Below are 20,552 nucleotides of genomic sequence, written 5' to 3'. Positions count from 1 at the left end.
TTACCCAGGTGCCCGGATTCGCGGTACACATTTTGACCATCCGGCGTGGCTAGCCAACTGCCGCACCCGTGCCATAACCGCTGCCCTCGTGGCCTCGAATTGCGGGTGACTATGGCATGCTCTATTGACATGAGCGGAAAAAAGATTCGTCTGAATAATCTGGCCGAATGGAAGGCTGAGTCTCGCCCCTGGGCAATGTTGACTTGCTACGACTACTCCACCGCGCGCGCTTTTTCCGCCGCCGGTGTCGAGCTACTGTTGGTCGGCGACTCTGCAGCAAACGTTGTCTACGGCTACGACACCACCACCGAGATCTCGCTGGAAGAAATGATCCCGCTTGCGCGCGGTGTCGTCCGGGGCGCTGGCAACGCACTTGTTGTTGCCGATCTACCCTTCGGCACTTACGAGGCCTCCGATGAGCAGGCCGTGCTGTCCGCCGCGAAGATGATGCGCGAAACCGGCGCACACATGATCAAGATCGAAGGTGGCGTGCGTATCGCTCCGCGCATCCGTGCGCTGGTCAACGCCGGCATTCCGGTCATGGCGCACATCGGTTTCACCCCGCAGTCCGTCAACGCGCTGTCCGGATTCAAGGTACAGGGGCGCGGTGCGGGGGCGGAACAGCTGCGTGCCGACGCCCATGCGGTAGCCGATGCTGGTGCCGCGGCCGTGGTCCTGGAGATGGTGCCTGCGAATCTGGCCACCGAGATTACCCGCGAGCTATCCATCCCGACCTGTGGCATTGGCGCTGGTAATCAGTGCGATGGCCAGGTTCTCGTCTGGCAGGATGCCTTTGCAGTTCCGGCCGATGGCCGCAGGCCGTCGTTTAGCTCGGTGTTCGAAGAGGTCGGTGAGATGCTGACCAAGGGAGCGAAGCAGTATGTCGACCAGGTGCACTCCCGCGAGTTCCCTACTGAGGCGCAGAACTTCTCGGGTTAGCTCTTCGATTCAGGGGTAGAATTAGTGGTTATGGCATCTAAGTCTGGTTCTAAGTCCAAAACTCCAACTGCGGCGTTGGAGGTGGAATCTAAGTTCTCAGCTACCCCAGAAGTGGTAGCCCCATCGTTCGATTTCGTTCCACAGGTTGGCTCCACCACCACTGAGGTGCGAAATCTCTCCGCGATTTACCTGGACACGGCGGACCTGCGTCTGACCCGGTCCAAGCACACTCTGCGTCGCCGAACGGGCGGCCCCGATGAGGGGTGGCATCTGAAGGCGCCGGGTACCGGCGGTCGCCTCGAATATGGCGTTGACCTGGAAGAGGGCTCTGTTAACGGTGAAGGCCGCGATGCTGACTACATCGTGCCTACCGAGTTGCTTGCCCCCGTGCGCGCAATTGTGCGCAATCACCCGCTGCAACCAATCGCGCAGGTAGACAATGAGCGCCACGTCACCACGGTGTTTGCCCTCGATGGCACGCCCATGGCGGAGTTTGCGGATGATCACGTCACGGCGACTTCCTTCCTCGATGGCGGCGAAACCACTACTTGGCGTGAGTGGGAGATTGAGCTGCTCGGGGATTGGGCAAATCACCCGGACGGTAAGGCCGTAATGGCAGCGATGTCCAAGGTCGCTGAGGTGGCTGGCGCCGTGCCGTCGGAAAGCCCTTCGAAGTTGGCGACGGCGTTGGGTGACTCCATCGACTCCGCTCCCCTGCCGCCGGTTCCAGCGAAGCTGCCGAAGGGTACTCCGGGGCGCACTGTGGTCGATGCGCTGGCCGCTAACGTGGCCAAGATGGTCGAGTACGACCCGAAGGTACGCCGCGATGAGTTTGACTCGGTGCATCAGATGCGCGTCGCCACTCGTGAGCTACGCAGTCACATGCAGACCTTCCACGGCATTGTCGTGGGCGATAAGGTCGCTGAGCTGGAGAGCAACCTCAAGCAGCTGGCGGGTGTTCTCGGCGTGGCTCGTGACGCTGAGGTCGTCGCTATGCGCTGGGAGGAGCTGCTGGCCAATCGCGAAAGCGCCGCTTTGGGCGAGGAGCTGCGTGCGAATCTCGTCGAAGATGTCCAGAAGGACTACGACCGCGCTCATCAGCGCGTCATTTTCGCACTCAATTCCAGCGAGTACCTGCAACTTCTCGACGATCTCGATGAGTTCCTCGCCAATCCGCCAATTGCCGCAAATGCGGACGAGGCCGAGGCTGGGGAAAAGAAGTCTAAGAAGAAGGATGATTCGCTTGTCGACGGCGCGGAGAACGCAGACTCCGAGGATACGTCGGCAGCTGGTTCCGAGGTCGCGGCTGAGGCTGATACTGCCGCCGATGCAGCAGCTTCCACGACCTCAGACAAGGCCGAGCCGGAGAAGGTAGCGGCACCGAAGGAACTCGACACCACTGCGGTGCTGCTTGATCACCTGCGCAGCGCGTTTTCGAAGTTCCGTCGTCGCCACAACCTGGTACTCGATGGCCGCGAGGATGCTGACCTGCCAGAGGCAGATTTGGACGAGCGTTACCACGATGTCCGCAAGGCTGCGAAGAAGCTCCGCTACAGCGCGGAAGCTGCTCAGAACGCGGACCTGCCGACCGAGAAGCTCTACGCTGCTTGCAAGAACCTGCAGTCGGTTCTCGGTGACTTCCAGGACACCTGTACTGCGCGCGACTTCGTGCTGGCTCGCGCTAAGCGTGCCTCCCGTGCGGGCAGGGACACCTTCGGCTACGGCGTGCTTTACCAGATGGAGTACTACGACGGCCTGAAGGCCCTGGCTGAGTACGACGATGCCGTGGCAAAGGTTTTCAAGGCCTTCCGCAAGATGGAGAAGAAGATTAAGAAGGGCAAGAAGGCCTAAAGGCGTAGAGCCTTATTTTTCAGCTACTCCCCAGTCGTCATCTTCTTCATCCCAGTCGTCGGCCGCCTTGTTGCGCTCGGCGACTTTTTCCATGGCAGCGCGGGCTTCCTCTTCGGAATCGTAGGGGCCCATTCGGTCGTCCCAACCGGTTTTCTTTCCCTGAAACACCGTGCCCGTCGACGGCTGGTAGTACCACTTACTGCTGTTGTCGCTCACGATTTTTCTCCTCTTCCACATCGAGAACTTGTCGAGTTATCAAGCGGTTCTGTCACCGCCAACTCCACACATAAGCAAACTTGCAGAGAGGCAACCATTTGCCTGCCATGTGCGCTGCGGCGACATAAAATCCCAGTATATAGGTTTGTCACTGTCCCCCGACCCGGGTATTATCGACGGAATTGTTCACCTTAGAACACAAGCGTTGAACGCGAACACTGCACACCAGCACTATGAGTCCGATCTCTGGAGAGGTTTCACCCATGCCCGCCGCACCCGCTGTCGTAAACGACGTCTTCGATGCCGTCGGTTCTAATGCTTCAGTTGCATACGCCCCGGGTTCCATCAACCTGTTGGGTGAGGACTGCGCGTCCTCCGGCGGCATGCTCCTAGCCACCGCCATTCCGGCCTATGCTGCGGTCGGCATCGAGGAAATTGACGAGCAGCAGCTCGTTGTCGTGTACAAGCGCGAAACTACCAAGATGGATTTCCCGGATAGCGTCCCCGCCGCTTTTTCTCAGGTGCCGACCGCTGTCGCGGCTGCCATTGTCGCATTGCAACACTCGCTGCATCTCGTTCCGCGCAACAGCAACGGCCTGAAGGTCACCATTGCCTCCACCATCGCGCCAGGTCGCGGTTTTGGAGAGATTCCGGCAATTCAGTGTGCTCTCGCGCTGGCTCTCAATGCGCGTTTTGGCGACCGCGATGATGTGCCCACCCGCACGCGTATTGCCACCGCTATCCACGAGACCATGGTGCAGATTAAGGGACAGTCGTGGCCGCTGTACCCCTACACCACGGCGCTGCGCAGCCGCCCGGACAGCCTACTGTGCATCAACCACTCCGATGAGGCAGTCACGCAGACGGCGTTCCCGCAGTCGTTGGCGCTGACTGTCGCTTACTCCCCCGATGTCACCGGCGGTTCGCCCGACGAGGAGCGCTACGAGTTCTTCCAGCAAGCCTGCGCCGCTTTTGGCGTGCCGACTCTCGCTAGCCTCCCCGACTCACAGGAGCGGGTCGCGGACTGGGTGCGTGCTCGTCACGAGGTGCACCCGGACGACGAAGACATCCCGACCATCGGCCGTGCCATTCAGTGGCTTGACGAAGCCGACGCATCCTCCGACCGTGCCCGCGCAGTCATCGGCCACATCCGTCACAGCGATATTCAAGCAGCCATCGCAGGGGTTTCGCGCGATGTCAGTGAGCGTGGCTCCGCGCCGTCGGCAAGCTCTGTGCTGGGGCAGATTGCCGAGCTGACCGACACCATTGACTGCGAGAAGATTGCCCGTTGTGCGCCATGCCCGGGTGCGTCGCTGGTGATGTGGTCCCACGTCGACGACGCCGATCGGATTGCCTCCGCGCTTAACGACGGCGGTTCCGAGACCATCCGTGTGGAGAACACTGCAGCCGGCGCGGTGGTCGAGTAATAGAGCTTGTGTGAACGAGTCGGCCTATGAGCCGGATTCTGTCCCTCGGCGCTCCTTTCGGAAAGCGCCGGGTGGCGATCATCCATCTCGGTCTGCCATTGCTGACAGCCTGAAGCAGCACACCCGCGAGTATCGGACGGGCAGCCCTCAAACACTCGCGCACGCGCACGACGAAGCATGCGCGATTTTGCCTTGCTCCTGGTGGGGTTTACCTAGCCGGTGCAATCACTTGCCCCGCTGGTGCGCTCTTACCGCACCTTTTCACCCTCACCGGATCTCCACAGCTTTACGTCAAAGACATCGGCTGTGCGCCCGGCGGTCTATTTTCTGTGGCACTATTCCCGCAGGTCACCCTGGGTTGCTGTTAGCAACCACCATGCCCAGTGGAGTCCGGACTTTCCTCGACAGCGGCCTGGACACACTCTGTAAAAGAGGCGTCCGGTTCCGTTAACTGCCGCGATCACCCGGCCGGCTCGCTCGAATGGTTAGTGTACCCGCCACAACCGCAATTCAAATAACCCGCCGTGCTCGGCTGCTAACCACGCAGGTAGCTGGTGTCGTTAATCAGCCGCACCGATGTCGGCCCATCTGCGTAAAACTCCGCGATGGAGAGGCTGGCCAGGTCCAAGTGCAGGCGAGTGAAGATTTCAAAGCCGCAGCCGAGCCCCTGGCGCAGCAGCGACTTGATTGGCGTGACATGGCTGACTACCAGCACATCCGAGGCACCGAATTGTTGAGCGATGCGCTCACGCGCGGCGCTCACTCGGCTATCGACGGTAGGGAAATCCTCCCCCTCCGGTGGCGCCACGGCCGGATCCGCAAGCCAGGAACTGTGCAGCTCAGGGGTGGCGTTGTGAGCCTCGGAGAAAGTCATGCCCTCCCACTGCCCAAAGTCGGTCTCGCGCAGATCCTCTTCAACGTGGATGTCCAGCCCGAGCGCTTTGGCTGCCGCCTCTGCTGTCTGCTGTGCACGACGCTGTGGAGAGGCCACAATCGCCGAGAAACTCATGTTGCCGCTATCGACCAGCGCCGCCAGGTGACGTGCTGCCGCTTTCGCTTGCTGTCTGCCCACCTCTGTCAGGTCGGGGTTCGAACGGCTTCCCGAGTACTCCCGGCGAATCGACATTGGCGACTGCCCATGGCGCAGCAGCACCAACCGCGTGGGATCCGTAGTCGCCCCCGTCCAGCCCGGCGCGCTATCGCGCTTGTCTGCAGCCTGGCTCATCTACTTGCCTTTCACCGCTCCCAGCGTTTCCGCACGCACAATCATCGCGCCGCATTCAGGACAGAACGTCACTTCTTCCGGCGCGAGCGTGGTGAATTCATGCACGGTTCCGACATCGAGCTCCATGAAGCAGGATCCGCAGGTGCGTCCGTTCAGGCGTGCAACGGGGATGCCGTTAGCAAGCGCTAGACGACGGTAAAGCTTGGCTGCCGAACCATCAATAAGCTTGTCAGCCTCTTCGATTCGGGTCTCAGCGATGGAAATGCGCGCAATGAGGTCAACCTCGGCGTCGTTAAGCCTTTGCTTGGCAGCGACGATGTCATCGTGCGCCTCATCGGCGTCGTATTCGTGCTCAGCGTCGACCTGATAGGCCTCCTGCATGCGCTCATACTGCTGGAGTTCCTGTTCAGCGCGTTCGCGGCGCCGCTTGGTGGAGCGCAGGTCGTGTTCGAGGTCACGGCGCGTGGATGCGTCTTCTGCGGCACCGAGCGACAGACGGTCTGCCTTTTCGCGGGCCTTCAGCTTGTTGATGTCCGATTCCAGCTTGGCAATATCGCGGCCGATATCGGAGGCGCTGAGCTTGGAGCGCGCTGCCTCACTGGCCTGACGGCTGTGCTTTTTGCGCAGCTCCTGCAACTCGGCACGCTCGGGCAGAACGTTCTGGCGGGCGGTGAGCCCATCCAACAGAGTTTGGTTTTCCGCCTTTTCCAACATCGCAACTTGGATTTGTGGACTAAGCCTCATGGTCTTCACTTCCTTGCCTGTGTCGACGATTCTGCCACTGTCCAGGGATCGGTGCGCACCTCAAGGACCTCGGTCGCGACCCCGAGCCTCTCGGCCAGGATCTCTGCGGCCTGGTAGCACCAGGGGAACTCGCTGGCCCAGTGAGCCGTGTCCACCACGCAGAAGTCCGCGGTTCGCAGTGTCTCATCGACAGGATGATGCCGCAGGTCAGAGGTAACGAACGCATCGACGCCCATCTTTGCCACAGTGTCCAGGAAAGAGTCACCTGAACCAGATGCGACGGCAACCGTGCGAATCATCCGCTCCGGATCGCCTGCGCCTCGCACGCCCCATGCCGTTGCGGGCAGGCGCTCAGCCACACGGGCGACGAATTCCTTAAATGGCATCGGCGTATCCAGCGTGCCCACTCGCCCAATGCCCACAGCCTGCTGCGGATCCAAGCCGGTGGCCTGATTGTCCACGATGTCGAAGGCAGGCTCCTCATACGGATGCGCTGCAACGAGAGCCTTGACAATCGCCGCGCGCACGGACCGTGGCGCGACCATCTCCAGGCGTACTTCCTCGACATACTCAATCTGCCCCTCGGCACCGATGAAGGGATTCGCCCCGCTCAGCGGGCGGAACTGGCCGCGGCCGTTAATGCGAAACGCACAGCTGTCGTAGTCGCCGATAGTGCCCGCGCCCGCCTCAAACATGGCTTGCGCGACCTTATCGACGTGATCTGCCGGAACCTTCACTGTCCAGGTATCCAAGCCGGGAGCCGGCTGCGGAGCTAGCGGCGCACCCGGTTCAACTCCGAGAACCGTGGCCAACTGGTCGTTGACACCCGGTCGGGCGCTGTCAGCGTTGGTGTGCGCTGCAAAGAGAGCCACACCTGCCCGAATCAGCTTATGAATAATCCGACCCTTCGGTGTATCCGCCGCCACGGAATTCACACCACGCAGAAGCAGCGGATGGTGCACAACGAGCATCTGAGCACCGGAGGCAATCGCGCGATCTGCAACCTCGTCAGTGCAGTCCAGCGCCAACGCGATGCGACGCACCTCATCCTGCGGGTCACCGCAGATCAGGCCAACTTTATCCCAGCTCTCCGCCAGTGCCGGCGGGTAGGCCGCGTCCATCGCCGCACGCACGTCGGCAACGGTCACCACCGTGTTATTGCCCTCGGCACGGGTCTGCGCAGAGTCCGTCATACATCCATCCCTTCAACATGCATTTCTCTCCAGCTTCTCTTCCAGCGTAGTGAACTCTGCCCCGCCCCATCAGTTCTGCGACAGCAAATCCGCTACTTCCGCAATAAGCCGCCGCACACTCGTCTCGTCCCGCACAGCCAGCCGCCACCACGAACCGTCCAAACCGGCGAAGGTGTCGCAACGCCGCACGGCTACTCCGCGCGCAGCGAGCCGCTGTCTCAGGCGCTCGTGCTTGACGACGTCAACCTCCGCAGCGCCCGGACCATCATGCGTGCTCAGGGCAACCCCCGGGCGTGCCAGCACAAAGGGAGCCTTGGAATCCAACACCTGCCAGCCGGCGGCTACTAACAGCTGTGTCATAGCCTCGCGCTGCTGACCAATCTCAGCGCGGATTTGTGGCAACAGCTCTGCCTCGCGACGCGCGATTGCCGCCATAGCGGTAAGTTGCAGCGTGCCCAGTGGCCAGTGCGGACGTAGTCGCCCCAACTGCGCCAGGAGCTCAGGGGTTCCCAGCGCGTAACCACAGCGCAGGCCTGCGATTGCCCAGGTCTTAGTCATGCTGCGGAAAACGATGACATTATCGGGGATACTGTTCGCTTCCCCCGGCCTGCAATCAGCTAGCGAGCACCGCCGAATAATCTCACCATCGGCGATGTCCATAAATGCCTCATCCACGACCAAGATCCCACAACGGCTGGCGAGCCCCCGCAGGTCATCCGCTGAATGAGCAACACCGGTGGGGTTAGTCGGATTGCCGATGATGACCATCCGACCGTCAAGCTGCTGGGAATGCGGGGAGGAGGCGTTCTCGTGGACGTCGGCAAGCGTAGGCGTGAGCGTGTACGGCGACGGTAGTACCAGCGAATCCACCCCGACTCCCGCGGCGCGGAACGCGGCTTCAGGTTCGGTGAACTGCGGCTGGACGATGGTGGCGGGCAAGCCCAGGTGCGGCAAGAGCGAAAAGCCCTCGGCGACGCCGTGAAGAAGCAGAACCTCGTCGGCGCTGCGATTGTGATTGGCGGCGATGGCGGCGCGGACGTCGGCATCGAGCTGCGCAGACGGATACGCGGCAAGTTCTCCAAGGGACGTGGCAAGCGAGTCCTGCAGCCACTGCGGTGTGGTGCCGTGAACATTGACGGCAAAGTCCAGGTCAGCGCCATGGGCGGCCTGATCGCCGTGATAGCGCAGCGGGTCGTCTAACATGCCATCCAGCCTAATGACCTTTTAGGATGAACAATATGTCCACTGGCCATCGTCCCACTGTCCTTATTGATGTCGACGGCACCATCGCCGATTCTCTCCCCGCAATCGCACATGGATTCCGCCTTGCGTTGGAGGCAATTGACCACCCACTTCCGCCCGAGAGCTTTATCAACACGATCCCAGGCCCGCCAATGGTGGAGACACTCGCATCCCTCGGGCTTTCCGACGAACAAGTCGACCGAGCCTTCGCTGTGTACATGGAGCATCAACACGCCGGTGCTTGGCAGCGTGCCGAGATGTTCCCCGGCTGGCCGGAGCTCCTGCGCGATTGGCGGGCAGCTGGTGTCCAACTAGCCACTGCGACTTCCAAGGGCGACTACTTCGCCCGTAAAACCTTGGACAATTTCGGGCTTCTCGACGCCTTTGACTTCATCGGCGCCGCCAGCGACGACGGCTCACGACAGACAAAGACCGAGGTCATTGAGTACACGCTCAAGGAGTTGGGCATTGAAACCGATGAAGCAGTGCGTCCGCACGGTTCGGTCGTAATGGTTGGCGATCGCATCCATGATTTTGAGGGCGCCGCACAGTTCGGCATCCCCGCCATCGCTGTTAAATGGGGCTACGGCTCGGAATCTGAGTGGGCATCGGCAGCGGCGGTGGCGTCGTCGCCTGGGGACCTGAATCGTGTTGTGCGGGAAATGTTGTATCTTTAAGACTCGTCAACGATTAGTGACAATCCTATTTTTATTTTCCGAGAAGTTTGGTTTTGCCTATTATGCTTATGAACTCGTCGCATCGTACTGAGTCCGTGTACGTCGTGTTTGTCTGCTCCGGAAATATCTGCCGCTCCCCCATGGCTGAAATCATCGTCCGTGACGCGGTTGAAGCCAATGCGCTTGCCGACGATGTCCTGCTCGCCTCCTGCGGAATCGGCGGCTGGCATGTCGGCGAACCCGCCGACGAGCGAGCGCAAGCCGAGCTGGAAAATGCTGGCTACGATCCGAACCACACCGCGGCACAGCTGGGCGATGAGCACATGGATGCAACGCTTTTCATCGCCATGGATGAATCGCACATCAATGGTCTACTCCACGCTGGCGTGCCAAAAGAGAAGATTCGCCTGATGCGTTCCTTCGACCCGGCATCCCCGAAGGGGGCCGTCGTGGCTGATCCTTACTACGGAGGTCCGGAGGGATTCGTCCGCACTCGAAACGAAATTGAGGCCGCGACGCCGGGAATCATCGCATGGTTGCGTGAGACTCTGGCGCTGGCCTCTGAGCGTTAAGGTTTCAAAACAACCTTTTCTTTTGTTTTGCTGGCATTGCCCCGGTTTCGAAACGCCCAAATCTTATTCAAGATGAAGTTAGCGGGCGTACCCAAGATGACGCCGATGAGGTTTGCCCAGTAGAGGCGGTTTCTAAAGCCGGTGGAGTCGTCGAAAATATCCACCGGCAGTGCCAGTGGCGAGGTGGGGTTAGTCAGCAGCGTGATGACAACCAGGTTCACAATCAGTGCTGAGATACCTGCAAATAAAAACGGGAAGAACTGTCTAAACCAGTTCGGGCGATTGTCAGTTCGGAAGGTCCAGGACCGGTTGAGCTGGAAGTTCCAGATGTTAGCCACGACAAACGCCAGAGTTGCATAGACGTGGGAGTAACGGATATTCCACCGCGTTCCGAACAAGTTCATAAACACGTCGTGCTCATTGGTGCCCAGACTGAGGCCCAACTTGCGGGCAATAATCACGACAATCAGGTTGACAACCACACCTGTGCCGCCGACCAGGCCGAACTTGATGAACTGGCGCGAGACTGTGCTGAAGCGGCGTGAAGGCGAAGATTTCGCTGTTTGCGTGCCCACCACGACACCTCTCTTTCCATCTATCCCCGGGTAGATTCCCCGTCAAATACGCTCAAATAACTTTACCCGAAGTTCACTCAATCTCCGCACCGCCAATCACCTGCCGCTCTAGTGCCATCCACACCACCGGGTAAGCTCAATGAATGTGTTTAAGAATGTGCGCCAGTTTCTGACCCCTGGATGGGTTCTCACTGCCATTGTCGCCATTGCGTTTTCCTATCTCGCATTTACTGTTCTGGCTCCGTGGCAGTTGGGTAAGAACACCGCGACGCAGCATCGCAATCAGCAGCTTGAGCACTCATTCGAGCTCGACCCCGTAGATGTCAATGAGCTAATGCCCAAGGGCAAAGGGTTCGTCGAGGGCAACGAATGGCGTCGCGTTACCGCCACCGGGTCCTTCCTACCGGATACCCGCGTGCTATTGCGTAACCGCCCGGTCAATGGAGCCCCCGCCGTCCAGGTACTCGATGTCTTCGTCGCTAACAATGGCGAAAACTACCTGGTCAACCGCGGCTTTGTACGCCCGACAGACTCCAGCACCCCCAATGTTGAGCCAGCCCCGAAGGGCACCTTGACTATCTCGGCCTTTACCCGCCGAAACGAGATTCCCGCCGAGACCGCCCCAATCCCCGGCACCCCGCCGCAGGTCTACGGAATCAACACCAAGGAAGTGTCCGAGCTAGTCGACACCGAACTCAACCCCGATTGGCTTCAGCTCTCGGACAAATCCGATGCCGTCATCGAGGCCATTCCACTGCCCACTCTGGAGTCCGGCCCCTACCTCTCCTACGGCATTCAGTGGATTTTCTTCGGCGCTCTCGTGCCGCTGGCCGTCGTCTGGTTCATTCGTGCTGAAATCGTCGAGCGCAGACGAGACCGCGCGGAGCAAGAGGAGATGGCTAAGAACCTCCGCGATGCCGAAGCCGCGGAACCAGTAGATGACGCTGATGACTCTGAGGACGCAACACCCGAATCGGACGATGCCACCACTCCCACTCCTCCGCAGGCTAAGTCCGAAGAGGATCGCGCCGCCGAGCTGCACCGCCAGCGCATGGCGCAACGCTACGGCAACACTGGCCACCGCGCCGCAGGTTACCGCGACAACCGATACGACGAACGCTTCTAGCTCGCAGCTCGCGCCTTCGCGTGCCGGACGCATCCGGCCACAACCACAGCTCCCGCACAGCTGAGCGCAACAATATTTTGCACTCGCTTGCTCAGCTCAGCTGCACGCCGAACATCCGCCACCGCAGGCGCCCGGCCACCGCCCAGCACTGGGCGCATCTCCACACCGCTGAGATACACCGTCTTACCACCCAGCTGCAGCCCCAGCGCGCCGGCCGCACTCGCCTCCACAACGCCCGCGTTTGGACTTGGATGGTTGCTGGCATCTCGTTGCCACGCTGCCAATGCTTGACGACGATTCGGGCCCGCAACCACAGTTGCGACAGCTGTGAGCCTGGCGGGGAGGAACCCGGCGACGTCGTCAAGCCGTGCACTGGCCCACCCGAACTGGCGATAGCGGTCATTGCGGTATCCGACCATCGCGTCAAGGGTATTGACCGCTCGATGAGCAACCACACCAGGAGCTCCTGCAATGGCTCCCCACATGAGTGTGCCGGTGACTGCGTCGGAGGTATTTTCGGCGAGCGATTCGACGGTGGCTCGGGCGATCCCATCAGCGTCGAGCGCCTCTGGATCACGCGAGCACAGCCACGGCACAAGCTCTCGGGCAGCATCGATATCTCCGGCGGAAAGTCGGTCGGCCATACGTTCGCCCGTGCGGCGGAGGGTAGTGCCGCCGAGCGATGCCCACGTGGTGGCAGTCAGTGCGAGGGTCGGGGCGACTGTACTGACTGCGGCGGTAAGCACTACCGGTGCGGCCACTGCGATTGTGGTGAAAGCTACACCGCGCGCCTTGGAATCGGCATAAATTCGGCGCTCAAGTTTGCTGACGGCCTGCCCGTAGATTGCCACCGGATGGTGATTGGTGGGATCTGCGAAAATGCGGTCAAGCGCATATCCCGCAGCGATGGCTGCACCGCGTCGCCAGAGGCGTCGACTTCTGGCTTTTATACGCAATTTAATCGAACTGTCCCTGCAGAACGGCTACGACATCGAGCGGAGTGACATGTGCTGCCGGATGACGGTGCGAAGATGCAGCCATCAAGGTGTAATCACAGGTGTGCCGGATACCGAGTAGGTGCCCAAACTCGTGTGCAAGCGTGCTGCGAATTGCATCAGGATAGAGTGTGGAAGTAACGAAAACCGTCATTTCTTTACTAATTTCCGATGCAGAAGCCAAAACGTGCGAGTTCGGCTTAGGCACGTAGCGAACGCTCACGGTATCCGAATCAGCTTTGTCTTTGGTCACTTCCCGGAGCACGACCTTGCCACCGAGCTTTTCATTCCACTCTTGGGCAGCAGCGTCCAGCTGCGCGCGGTACGGAAAGTCTGGAGCAACAACGTAGTCCAGGGTGCCGTCGGCAAGGTAGGAAGGCATCTTGTCGGAGAGATGGAGAATCGATGGATCCTCCACCGGCTCGCCTGCATTTGCGGCTTTGACCATTGCCTTACAGGTGGCAGCGTCGATTACTGGTTTACCGTCTCCTCCAATTGCGTAGGCCTGTGGGCCCGCAAGTAGAGATCCGGCAACAATGATGGTTACTAGCGATTTTGTAAAACGCACAGACCGGGAGTTTAGCACAAACAAAAATCCACCCGGATTCTCCATTACAAGAATCCGGGCGGATTATGTCTGTGCGGCGAGAGGGTTTCGAACCCCCGACCGCTGGTGTGTAAAACCAGAGCTCTACCGCTGAGCTATCGCCGCGCTGCTGCGAAACTTTAACACACGGCAAACATAGATTGCCAATTGCGCACTACACACAGCGTTTATGCAGATTATTTCAATAGCTCGGCTAGTAGCCGATTCAAACGGGACAGCGAAAGCCGGCTAGCTAGAGCGCTGCACCAGGCAATTGCCCTGCCAATCCCCCAGACGAAGCGCCGAGGTGTTGGAGAAACCTGCCAGCTGTGCGGACTCGTCAATCACACCAGGATCAATGGCACCCGGCTGACCAGCACCCGGCGTGAGCAACCAAACGCGGCCTTCATCCTCCAAAGGGCGGGAAGCATCCACAAGACCATCGACCAAGTCGCCGTCTTCTTCACGCCACCACAGCAATACGACGTCGACAACCTCATCCGTGTCTTCGTCGAGCAGGTCTGCATCCAGGAAATTCTCGACCGACTCACTGATTGCTGAGTCACAGTCCGTATCCCAGCCAACCTCCTGGACTAGCTGACCTTCCTTGATGCCGAGCCTGCTCGCATATTCATGAGCAGCGCCTGTGGCGTTGACCACTTCCCTTTTCCTCCTCTAGAAAAAATATTCAGCTCGATTTTTCGAACTATGTGGAGAAATTTTACCGCTCAAATACATTTTTCACAGCTGCAAAATAAGAATTTCCCCAAAAAGGTGCAGTTTTCGCAGTGTTCTTCGCAATGTTCGTCGTAAAGCCGACCGGATTGTTCGGTGAAAGCGTGTGCAAGAAACGGCTAGGGGCACAACAAACGATTCAGACGTAGAGTGGAGAAAAATAACCTTTGCCTTTCCTTCAGGGACTGAAAGGAGCTCACAATGTCCGATACCTCGTCGGGTACGCCACAAGCCCACTCTGATGAGTCAAACTTTGCCCTTATCCGTGATGGGGTCGCCTCCTATCTCACGGATGCAGATCCTGAAGAGACCAAGGAGTGGCTTGAGTCTCTCGACGGACTGTTAGAAGAGGCAGGTCCGGAGCGCGCACGTTTCCTCATGCTGCGCCTGCTGGAACGTGCCACGGCAAAGCGCGTGGCTCTACCGCCGCTGACCTCGACAGACCTCGTCAACACCATCCCAACTGAGATGGAGCCAGAATTCCCAGGCGATGAGGACATTGAGCGCCGCTACCGCAAGTGGATTCGCTGGAATGCGGCAATTATGGTCCATCGCGCACAGCGTCCGGGTATCGGCGTGGGCGGACATATCTCCACCTATGCGGGCGCCGCACCGCTTTACGAGGTCGGCTTTAACCACTTCTTCCGCGGCAAAGACCACCCAGGCGGCGGTGACCACGTCTTCTTCCAGGGCCACGCTTCGCCGGGTATGTACGCCCGCGCATTCCTAGAGGGGCGTCTGACCGAAGAGGACCTCGACGGTTTCCGTCAGGAAGTCTCCCTCGGCGAGGGCAATGGCCTTCCCTCCTACCCGCACCCGCATGGCATGCCAGAATTCTGGGAGTTCCCGACGGTGTCCATGGGCCTTGGTCCGCTCAACGCCATCTACCAGGCACGCTTCAACCGCTACCTGCATGACCGCGGCATCAAGGACACCTCACAGCAGCACGTTTGGGCCTTCCTCGGTGACGGCGAAATGGACGAGCCGGAATCTCGTGGCGCCATTCAGCATGCGGCGCTGAACAACCTGGATAACCTGACATTCGTCATTAACTGTAACCTGCAACGCCTCGACGGTCCGGTGCGCGGCAACACCAGCATCATCCAGGAGCTGGAGTCGTTCTTCCGCGGCGCTGGTTGGAATGTCATCAAGGTCGTTTGGGGCCGCGAGTGGGACGAGCTCTTCGCTAAGGACAAGGACGGCGCACTAGTCGACCTGATGAATAAGTTCTGCGATGGCGATTACCAGACGCTGAAGGCTAACGACGGCGCTTGGGTGCGCGAGCACTTCTTCGGCCGTGACCCGCGCACTGCCAAGCTGGTCGAGGACATGACCGACGAGGAGATTTGGAACCTCCGTCGCGGTGGCCACGACTACCGCAAGATTTACGCTGCCTACAAGAAGGCCTTGGAGACCAAGGACCAGCCGACCGTCATTCTGGCGCACACGGTTAAGGGCTATGGCCTCGGCCATAACTTCGAGGGCCGCAACGCGACCCACCAGATGAAGAAGCTGACGCTCGATGATCTGAAGCTTTTCCGCGATAACCAGCGCATTCCGATCTCCGACGAGGAGCTGGAGAAGGATCCCTACCTGCCGCCGTACTACAACCCGGGCCCAGAGTCCGAGGAAGTGCAGTACATGCTGGAGCGCCGCAAAGAACTCGGCGGTTTCGTGCCGGAGCGTCGCACTAGCTACGAACCACTGACAACGCCAAAGCCGGAAACCCTGAAAAACCTCCTCAAGGGATCAGGTAAGCAAAAGGTTGCCACCACTATGGCGACGGTGCGTGTTTTCAGGGACCTGATGCGCGATAAGGATCTCAAGGACCGCTTCGTGCCTATCATCCCTGATGAGGCCCGCACCTTCGGCATGGACTCCTGGTTCCCGACGCTGAAGATCTACAACCCGCACGGCCAGAACTACACTCCGGTCGACCATGAACTGATGCTGTCCTACAAGGAAGCGAAGGACGGTCAGATTCTGCACGAGGGCATTTCCGAGGCGGGCTCTGTGGGGTCGTTTACCGCTGTCGGCTCGGCGTACGCCACCCATGGCGTGGCCATGATTCCGCTCTACATCTTCTACTCGATGTTCGGTTTCCAGCGCACGGCTGACTCCATCTGGGCTGCCGGTGACCAAATGTCCCGCGGCTTCCTACTCGGCGCTACCGCCGGTCGCACGACGCTGACAGGTGAAGGCCTGCAGCACATGGACGGTCACTCCCAGCTGCTGGCAGCTACGAACCCGTCCGTGGTCTCCTACGACCCAGCATTCGGCTACGAGATTGCTTACATCGTCTGCGACGGTATCGACCGCATGTATGGTCCGGAGCGCGGCGAAGATGTCATTTACTACCTGACTATCTACAATGAGCCGACTTCGCAGCCGGCTGTCCCGGAAGACCTCGATGTCGAAGGGCTGCTTGGCGGTATCTACCGCTTCCGCAAGGCTGAGGGCGACAAGCATGTCAACCTGCTGGCTTCCGGCATTGGCATGCAGGAGGCGCTGCGCGCCGCGGACATCCTGGAAGACTACGGTGTGGCTTCCTCGATTTACTCGGTGACTTCGTGGAATGAGCTGGCTCGCGATGGACACGAGCGTGACACTGAGCGTCTGCACAACCCGGCTGAAGAGGTCGAAGCCGCCTTCGTAACCCGCCAGCTGTCCGACACCGATGGGCCATTCATCGCAGTGACTGACTTCCAGCGTGCGGTCCCGGAGCAGATTCGCAAGTGGGTTCCAGGTGACTACACCGTCCTCGGCACCGATGGCTACGGCTTCTCGGATACCCGTCCGGCCGCTCGCCGCTACTTCAACTCCGACGGCGAGTCAGTCGCTGTTGCGGCCCTGGCCGCACTGGCACGCGCTGGCAAGCTCGACAAGAGTGTCGCCCAGGAAGCAGCTGAAGAGCTGCAGATTACCGATCCAACCGCAACCACTCAGGACGCTGAATAATGACCTCTAGCCTTGGAGATCAGCTCAGCGCCCTACTGGGCACACAGGTCACCGGCGCCGGTGACGCTGACGATGCCTCACCCAATGCAGCGAACGCGGGCTCGAAGAAGGGTTCCGCCGACGCTGACCTGCCCGCAGGTCTTCACGGCGAGGTCGCGGCAATCGTCAAAAAGATGGCTAACGACGAGGTGGAGTCCCTAGAGCTCTCCACTTCGCTGACCGACTACGGCTTTGACCGCTTGAGCGTCGTAGAGTTGGCTGTCCGCTGTGAGGAAGAGCTGGGAGTCCGCATTGAGGACGAGGACATTTCCTCGTTTAAGACCCTTGGCGATGTAGTTGACTACATCGCCGCCCGGCGCGGGTAGAGCTGCAGCACGTTAGCTGCCTCTACCCCACCGAGGTCTGCGTTGCCAGCGGTCGAGTTGCCGCTGGCACTGTCGGGTCCGGCAGGGGTGGACGTCGTAAAGCACTCTTCGGGGGCGTAGCCTGCCGTCATCATGCGCATCGGCTCTAGCACGCGGTCCCACGGCCCGCCGATGGCCGCGTCGAGGGTTCCTTCGATGTCGCCGCCGCGTGCCATGATGGAACGCAGCGCATCTTCGTTGACCACGATGTTTCCGGCGGCATCGGTCTGTCCGGCGAAAGTCCCCAGCTGCGGGGTATGACAGTAGCGCATGCCATCGATGGCGTAGCCGTCATCATCCACGGCTGGGTCTTGCGCCAGCTCGAAATAGAGGCGCGGCCACCTAGCCAGGTTGTCCACCAGTGTGGCGATGGTGTCAGCACTTGCAGTGAAAGGCACCTCGGCGCACAAAGTGGCATCCTGGTCGGTCGCACGCCAAATATCCCGGCCTGGCTTAGTGCCATCGGGCATGCTGAGTCGGGCCAGCGCCCACGTGATGTGTGGTTGCAGCGGCCCTGGCATGCTGTGAATCCACAGGACGCCTGAAAGTTGGGTGCGCATAGACGAAGGTCCTCGGAAAAGTTGCGGTCAATTGGTGTAAGACGAGATTCGTCTTCCCCTACGAACTCATCCAACGACACTTGCCACACTGCAGAAAAAGCACTGCGGTAAAACAACACTTCTGAGGTTTGCGTTGCACGTGTTTATGATTGTTATTTCCGAGACGGCTGCTGGCAACCCTCAAGTTGTCCTTAATCCCCCAGATGTGATTTAGCGCTGAGACGAAAAATCGGCGCCGCAGCCGACGCCGACTTAGCTCATATCCCCTTAACCTTTAGCGTGTTCTTCCAGTTCACGCCATAGTTCGTCGTTGAAGTCAGTCCACAGCGGCTTGGCCCATTCGCCGAAAGCTCGGTCGGTCAAGGCGATTGCCGCCCGCCCGGTTGGACGATGAAGCCACAGGAACGTGCCCGCCTGCCCGAAGTGGCCTGCGACATCCTTGGGCATCGAGGCGCCAAACCACAGCCCCTGCTTGGAATCGGGGTGCCCGAAAATCTCAAAGCCCAGGCCCCAATCGGCCGGACGTTGCATTCCATAGCCCGGCACGACACCATTCAGGCCCGGGAACTGCACGGTCAACGCTTCGGAGACGGTACCTGGGTGCAGGAAAGTCGGGGTGAAGATCTCATCGACGAAGACCATGAGATTAGCGACACTGCTACGCGCGCCATGCCCTGCCGAGCCATCCAGCACGGAATCTGACATCCCCAGCGGCTCAAACACGGCCTGGCGCAGGTATTCACTAAACGGCATGTCTGCCTCCGCAGCGATGGCATCGGCGATGATTTCAAAGCCCGCGGAGGAGTAAATGCGCCGCTCCCCTGGTTCTTTTTCCAGCTCACGGCTGGCAAACCTCACCCCGCCGGCGTGCGCCAGAAGGTGACGCACAGTCGCGCCGTGACCGGGTGGCGTGAGCTCTTGGTCGAGCTCCACCGCGCCCTCCTCGACGGCCACAAGCATGCCCACAGCGGCCAGTAACTTGGTCACGCTAGCGAGCTCAAAAACGCGACCGCTATCACCGTGGGTATGCCAACTGCCATCGTCGGCACGCACGGCAGCCGCGACCGTGTCAACTGGCCACTGATCAACTTGCGCAAGAACAGAGGGCTTCCAAGAAGTCATGTCCTCAAGACTACGCAAGCGTGGCGGACTCGGATTTTTCGGCGGAATCGGACTTCTCAGCAGGCGCGTCTGCAGACTCGTCGTCCGACTCGTCGGCTGGCGACAGGTCGGCGTTGGCGCTGGCGTCCCACTCGTCCTTATCCCAGATTCCCGCACGCTTTGCGACGACCAACGGGACCACGGCCTGACCGGTAACGTTCACCGCAGTGCGGCCCATATCCACGATCGGCTCGACAGCCAGCAGGAGGCCGACACCGGCAAGTGGCAGGCCAAGGGTCGACAGGGTCAGGGTCAGCATGACGGTAGCGCCGGTGGTGCCAGCAGTTGCAGCCGAACCGATGACGGAGACGAAGATGATGAGCAGGTAGTCCGTGAAGTCCAACGGCACACCGTAGAACTGCGAGACGAAGATAGCCGCGATAGCCGGGTAAATGGCGGCGCAACCATCCATCTTCGTGGTGGCGCCCAGCGGTACGGCGAAGGAGGCGTACTCATCCGGTACTGCCAGACGACGGGAGACAACGCGCTCAGTGACCGGCATGACGCCCATAGACGAACGGGTGAAGAAGCCGAGCGAGGTCACTGGCCAGACGCGACGGAAGAAGTCGATTGGGCTAATGCCATGAATCTTCAGCACAACTGGGTACACAACTGCGATGACCAGGAACAGACCAATGTAGATGGCAATGGCGAACTTGCCCAGGCTGCCGAGCGCTTCCCAGCCATACTCAGCGACGGCGTGGCCGATGAGGGCTGCGGTACCAATTGGTGCCAGACGGATGACCCACCACAGGACCTTCTGCACGATGGTCAAAAGAGAGCCGGAAAACTCGATGAATGGCTCAGCCTTCGGGCCAACCTTCACTGCGGCGACACCGAAGACAATCGCGATGACCAGCAGCTGCAGGACGTTGAAGTTCAGCGAGCCGGATACAGCACCGTCAGATTCGCTGATCTTCACGCCAAGGCCGAGGAAGTTCTGCGGGACGATGCTCTGCAGGAATCCCCACCAGGAGCCCACGGAACTCGGCTCCTGAGCTGCCGAGGCATCCACGCCAGAGTTAACGCCTGGCTTGATGACCAAGCCCAGCACGATGGCGATAACCACCGATACAAAGGATGTAATGGCAAACCAAATCAGCGTCGAAACAGCCAGCTTGGCTGCACCTGCGACCTGACGCAGGTTGGCAATCGACACTACGACTGCGGTGACCACCAGCGGTGGGATGAGCAGCTTCAACAGCGTGACGTAGGTACTGCCGACCTCGTCGAGCGCTGTGCGCAACGAGGAGTCATCGCCAGTACTGCGGGCCATGAAGCCCAAAATGAGACCAATAATCAGGCCATAGACAACTTGGGCACCGAAGCCGGTCGCCCATTTAAATTTATTCACTTTTCCTCCTGG

The 20,552-nt window shown here is 59.9% G+C and carries 19 protein-coding genes, 1 tRNA gene, 1 other RNA gene and 1 pseudogene; 8 read left to right on the top strand and 14 right to left on the bottom strand.

Translation table 11 applies throughout. From position 1 onward, the window contains the following. The first annotated feature begins 129 nt into the window (after positions 1-129). Positions 130-939, top strand: a complete 810-nt coding sequence (gene panB / locus HMPREF2849_RS09455; RefSeq protein ID WP_224784052.1) for a 3-methyl-2-oxobutanoate hydroxymethyltransferase — start codon at positions 130-132, stop codon at positions 937-939. A 30-nt stretch (positions 940-969) separates the two neighbouring features. After that, entirely contained in the window at positions 970-2,790 is a 1,821-nt protein-coding gene (locus HMPREF2849_RS09450; protein WP_070862914.1) for a CYTH and CHAD domain-containing protein, read from the top strand. 12 nt (positions 2,791-2,802) lie between these two features. On the opposite strand, the gene HMPREF2849_RS09445 is transcribed toward HMPREF2849_RS09450, so the two are convergent. After that, a complete protein-coding gene (locus HMPREF2849_RS09445; protein WP_016423068.1) occupies positions 2,803-3,006 on the bottom strand; it encodes an SPOR domain-containing protein in 204 nt (67 codons plus the stop codon). Positions 3,007-3,269: 263 nt separating this feature from the next. Between HMPREF2849_RS09445 and HMPREF2849_RS09440 the strand changes: the two genes are divergently transcribed. Continuing rightward, positions 3,270-4,433 (top strand): galactokinase family protein, encoded by a 1,164-nt coding sequence (locus HMPREF2849_RS09440; RefSeq protein WP_049170173.1) that lies wholly within the window; start codon positions 3,270-3,272, stop codon positions 4,431-4,433. 11 nt (positions 4,434-4,444) lie between these two features. Here the strand turns inward: HMPREF2849_RS09440 and rnpB are convergent. From rnpB to cobC, 5 genes and pseudogenes are all read right to left on the bottom strand, one after another. After that, positions 4,445-4,909, bottom strand: an RNA gene (gene rnpB / locus HMPREF2849_RS09435) — RNase P RNA component class A. Positions 4,910-4,968: 59 nt separating this feature from the next. Next, a pseudogene (locus HMPREF2849_RS09430) lies at positions 4,969-5,634 on the bottom strand (histidine phosphatase family protein); the annotation flags it as partial. A 24-nt stretch (positions 5,635-5,658) separates the two neighbouring features. Continuing rightward, positions 5,659-6,402: a zinc ribbon domain-containing protein gene (locus HMPREF2849_RS09425; protein WP_049189597.1), complete on the bottom strand. Its 744-nt coding sequence runs from the start codon at positions 6,400-6,402 to the stop codon at positions 5,659-5,661. A gap of 5 nt (positions 6,403-6,407) precedes the next feature. Next, on the bottom strand, positions 6,408-7,595 hold the full coding sequence (locus HMPREF2849_RS09420) for a Nif3-like dinuclear metal center hexameric protein (protein ID WP_049192886.1): 1,188 nt from the start codon (positions 7,593-7,595) through the stop codon (positions 6,408-6,410). A gap of 69 nt (positions 7,596-7,664) precedes the next feature. Continuing rightward, positions 7,665-8,798 (bottom strand): aminotransferase class I/II-fold pyridoxal phosphate-dependent enzyme, encoded by a 1,134-nt coding sequence (cobC, locus tag HMPREF2849_RS09415; protein WP_070429149.1) that lies wholly within the window; start codon positions 8,796-8,798, stop codon positions 7,665-7,667. Between the two features lie 35 nt (positions 8,799-8,833). Between cobC and HMPREF2849_RS09410 the strand changes: the two genes are divergently transcribed. Both HMPREF2849_RS09410 and HMPREF2849_RS09405 read left to right on the top strand, forming a co-directional pair. Continuing rightward, positions 8,834-9,514: an HAD hydrolase-like protein gene (locus HMPREF2849_RS09410; RefSeq protein WP_049192884.1), complete on the top strand. Its 681-nt coding sequence runs from the start codon at positions 8,834-8,836 to the stop codon at positions 9,512-9,514. 68 nt (positions 9,515-9,582) lie between these two features. Further along, positions 9,583-10,086 (top strand): low molecular weight protein-tyrosine-phosphatase, encoded by a 504-nt coding sequence (locus HMPREF2849_RS09405; RefSeq protein ID WP_369707166.1) that lies wholly within the window; start codon positions 9,583-9,585, stop codon positions 10,084-10,086. Here the strand turns inward: HMPREF2849_RS09405 and HMPREF2849_RS09400 are convergent. Beyond that, positions 10,083-10,664 (bottom strand): GtrA family protein, encoded by a 582-nt coding sequence (locus tag HMPREF2849_RS09400; protein WP_042388795.1) that lies wholly within the window; start codon positions 10,662-10,664, stop codon positions 10,083-10,085. The genes HMPREF2849_RS09405 and HMPREF2849_RS09400 overlap by 4 nt on opposite strands. 136 nt (positions 10,665-10,800) lie before the next feature. Here HMPREF2849_RS09400 and HMPREF2849_RS09395 point away from each other — a divergent pair, with 136 nt between their 5' ends. Continuing rightward, on the top strand, positions 10,801-11,787 hold the full coding sequence (locus HMPREF2849_RS09395) for an SURF1 family cytochrome oxidase biogenesis protein (protein WP_049170162.1): 987 nt from the start codon (positions 10,801-10,803) through the stop codon (positions 11,785-11,787). Here HMPREF2849_RS09395 and HMPREF2849_RS09390 read toward each other — a convergent pair. The 4 genes from HMPREF2849_RS09390 to HMPREF2849_RS09375 form a co-directional block, all read right to left on the bottom strand. Next, positions 11,784-12,743 carry a cobalamin biosynthesis protein gene (locus HMPREF2849_RS09390; protein ID WP_222865368.1) on the bottom strand — a complete coding sequence of 320 codons (960 nt, stop codon included), beginning with the start codon at positions 12,741-12,743 and terminating at the stop codon, positions 11,784-11,786. The two genes, HMPREF2849_RS09395 and HMPREF2849_RS09390, sit on opposite strands and share 4 nt — an antisense overlap. Before the next feature lies 1 nt (position 12,744). Continuing rightward, the gene (locus tag HMPREF2849_RS09385) at positions 12,745-13,350 is read right to left on the bottom strand and encodes a zinc metalloprotease (RefSeq protein WP_141698021.1); all 606 of its coding nucleotides are present in this window, start codon (positions 13,348-13,350) and stop codon (positions 12,745-12,747) included. Between the two features lie 72 nt (positions 13,351-13,422). Further along, positions 13,423-13,494: transfer RNA gene (locus tag HMPREF2849_RS09380), tRNA-Val, on the bottom strand. 123 nt (positions 13,495-13,617) lie between these two features. Further along, positions 13,618-14,028, bottom strand: a complete 411-nt coding sequence (locus HMPREF2849_RS09375; protein WP_005511050.1) for a DUF3052 domain-containing protein — start codon at positions 14,026-14,028, stop codon at positions 13,618-13,620. Between the two features lie 276 nt (positions 14,029-14,304). Between HMPREF2849_RS09375 and aceE the strand changes: the two genes are divergently transcribed. Then, on the top strand, positions 14,305-17,061 hold the full coding sequence (gene aceE, locus HMPREF2849_RS09370; RefSeq protein ID WP_070546218.1) for a pyruvate dehydrogenase (acetyl-transferring), homodimeric type: 2,757 nt from the start codon (positions 14,305-14,307) through the stop codon (positions 17,059-17,061). Next, positions 17,061-17,426 carry an acyl carrier protein gene (locus tag HMPREF2849_RS11040; RefSeq protein ID WP_083276308.1) on the top strand — a complete coding sequence of 122 codons (366 nt, stop codon included), beginning with the start codon at positions 17,061-17,063 and terminating at the stop codon, positions 17,424-17,426. Before aceE ends, HMPREF2849_RS11040 begins: the two co-directional genes overlap by 1 nt. Here HMPREF2849_RS11040 and HMPREF2849_RS09360 read toward each other — a convergent pair. The 3 genes from HMPREF2849_RS09360 to HMPREF2849_RS09350 form a co-directional block, all read right to left on the bottom strand. Further along, positions 17,402-18,025 carry a DUF3145 family protein gene (locus HMPREF2849_RS09360; protein ID WP_070546216.1) on the bottom strand — a complete coding sequence of 208 codons (624 nt, stop codon included), beginning with the start codon at positions 18,023-18,025 and terminating at the stop codon, positions 17,402-17,404. The two genes, HMPREF2849_RS11040 and HMPREF2849_RS09360, sit on opposite strands and share 25 nt — an antisense overlap. Positions 18,026-18,292: 267 nt before the next feature. Then, positions 18,293-19,147 (bottom strand): serine hydrolase domain-containing protein, encoded by an 855-nt coding sequence (locus tag HMPREF2849_RS09355; RefSeq protein ID WP_070546250.1) that lies wholly within the window; start codon positions 19,145-19,147, stop codon positions 18,293-18,295. Positions 19,148-19,157: 10 nt separating this feature from the next. Then, positions 19,158-20,540, bottom strand: a complete 1,383-nt coding sequence (locus tag HMPREF2849_RS09350; RefSeq protein WP_048732641.1) for a dicarboxylate/amino acid:cation symporter — start codon at positions 20,538-20,540, stop codon at positions 19,158-19,160. Between the last annotated feature and the right edge of the window lie 12 nt (positions 20,541-20,552).

It is taken from the genome of Corynebacterium sp. HMSC073B01, assembly GCF_001838255.1.
Classification (GTDB): Bacteria; Actinomycetota; Actinomycetes; order Mycobacteriales; family Mycobacteriaceae; genus Corynebacterium; species Corynebacterium jeikeium_D.
Note: the sequence above shows the minus strand (reverse complement) of the source record. Positions and strands in the feature narration are given on the sequence as shown.

Coding starts and splice junctions, on each gene's coding strand:
- HMPREF2849_RS09440 (WP_049170173.1), top strand. CDS start 3,270: ATGCCCGCCGCACCCGCTGTCGTAAACGACGTCTTCGATGCCGTCGGT.
- HMPREF2849_RS09420 (WP_049192886.1), bottom strand. CDS start 7,595: ATGACGGACTCTGCGCAGACCCGTGCCGAGGGCAATAACACGGTGGTG.
- HMPREF2849_RS09410 (WP_049192884.1), top strand. CDS start 8,834: ATGTCCACTGGCCATCGTCCCACTGTCCTTATTGATGTCGACGGCACC.
- HMPREF2849_RS09395 (WP_049170162.1), top strand. CDS start 10,801: ATGAATGTGTTTAAGAATGTGCGCCAGTTTCTGACCCCTGGATGGGTT.
- panB (WP_224784052.1), top strand. CDS start 130: ATGAGCGGAAAAAAGATTCGTCTGAATAATCTGGCCGAATGGAAGGCT.
- HMPREF2849_RS09360 (WP_070546216.1), bottom strand. CDS start 18,025: ATGCGCACCCAACTTTCAGGCGTCCTGTGGATTCACAGCATGCCAGGG.
- HMPREF2849_RS09355 (WP_070546250.1), bottom strand. CDS start 19,147: ATGACTTCTTGGAAGCCCTCTGTTCTTGCGCAAGTTGATCAGTGGCCA.
- HMPREF2849_RS09425 (WP_049189597.1), bottom strand. CDS start 6,402: ATGAGGCTTAGTCCACAAATCCAAGTTGCGATGTTGGAAAAGGCGGAA.
- HMPREF2849_RS09450 (WP_070862914.1), top strand. CDS start 970: ATGGCATCTAAGTCTGGTTCTAAGTCCAAAACTCCAACTGCGGCGTTG.
- aceE (WP_070546218.1), top strand. CDS start 14,305: ATGTCCGATACCTCGTCGGGTACGCCACAAGCCCACTCTGATGAGTCA.
- HMPREF2849_RS11040 (WP_083276308.1), top strand. CDS start 17,061: ATGACCTCTAGCCTTGGAGATCAGCTCAGCGCCCTACTGGGCACACAG.
- cobC (WP_070429149.1), bottom strand. CDS start 8,798: ATGTTAGACGACCCGCTGCGCTATCACGGCGATCAGGCCGCCCATGGC.
- HMPREF2849_RS09405 (WP_369707166.1), top strand. CDS start 9,583: ATGAACTCGTCGCATCGTACTGAGTCCGTGTACGTCGTGTTTGTCTGC.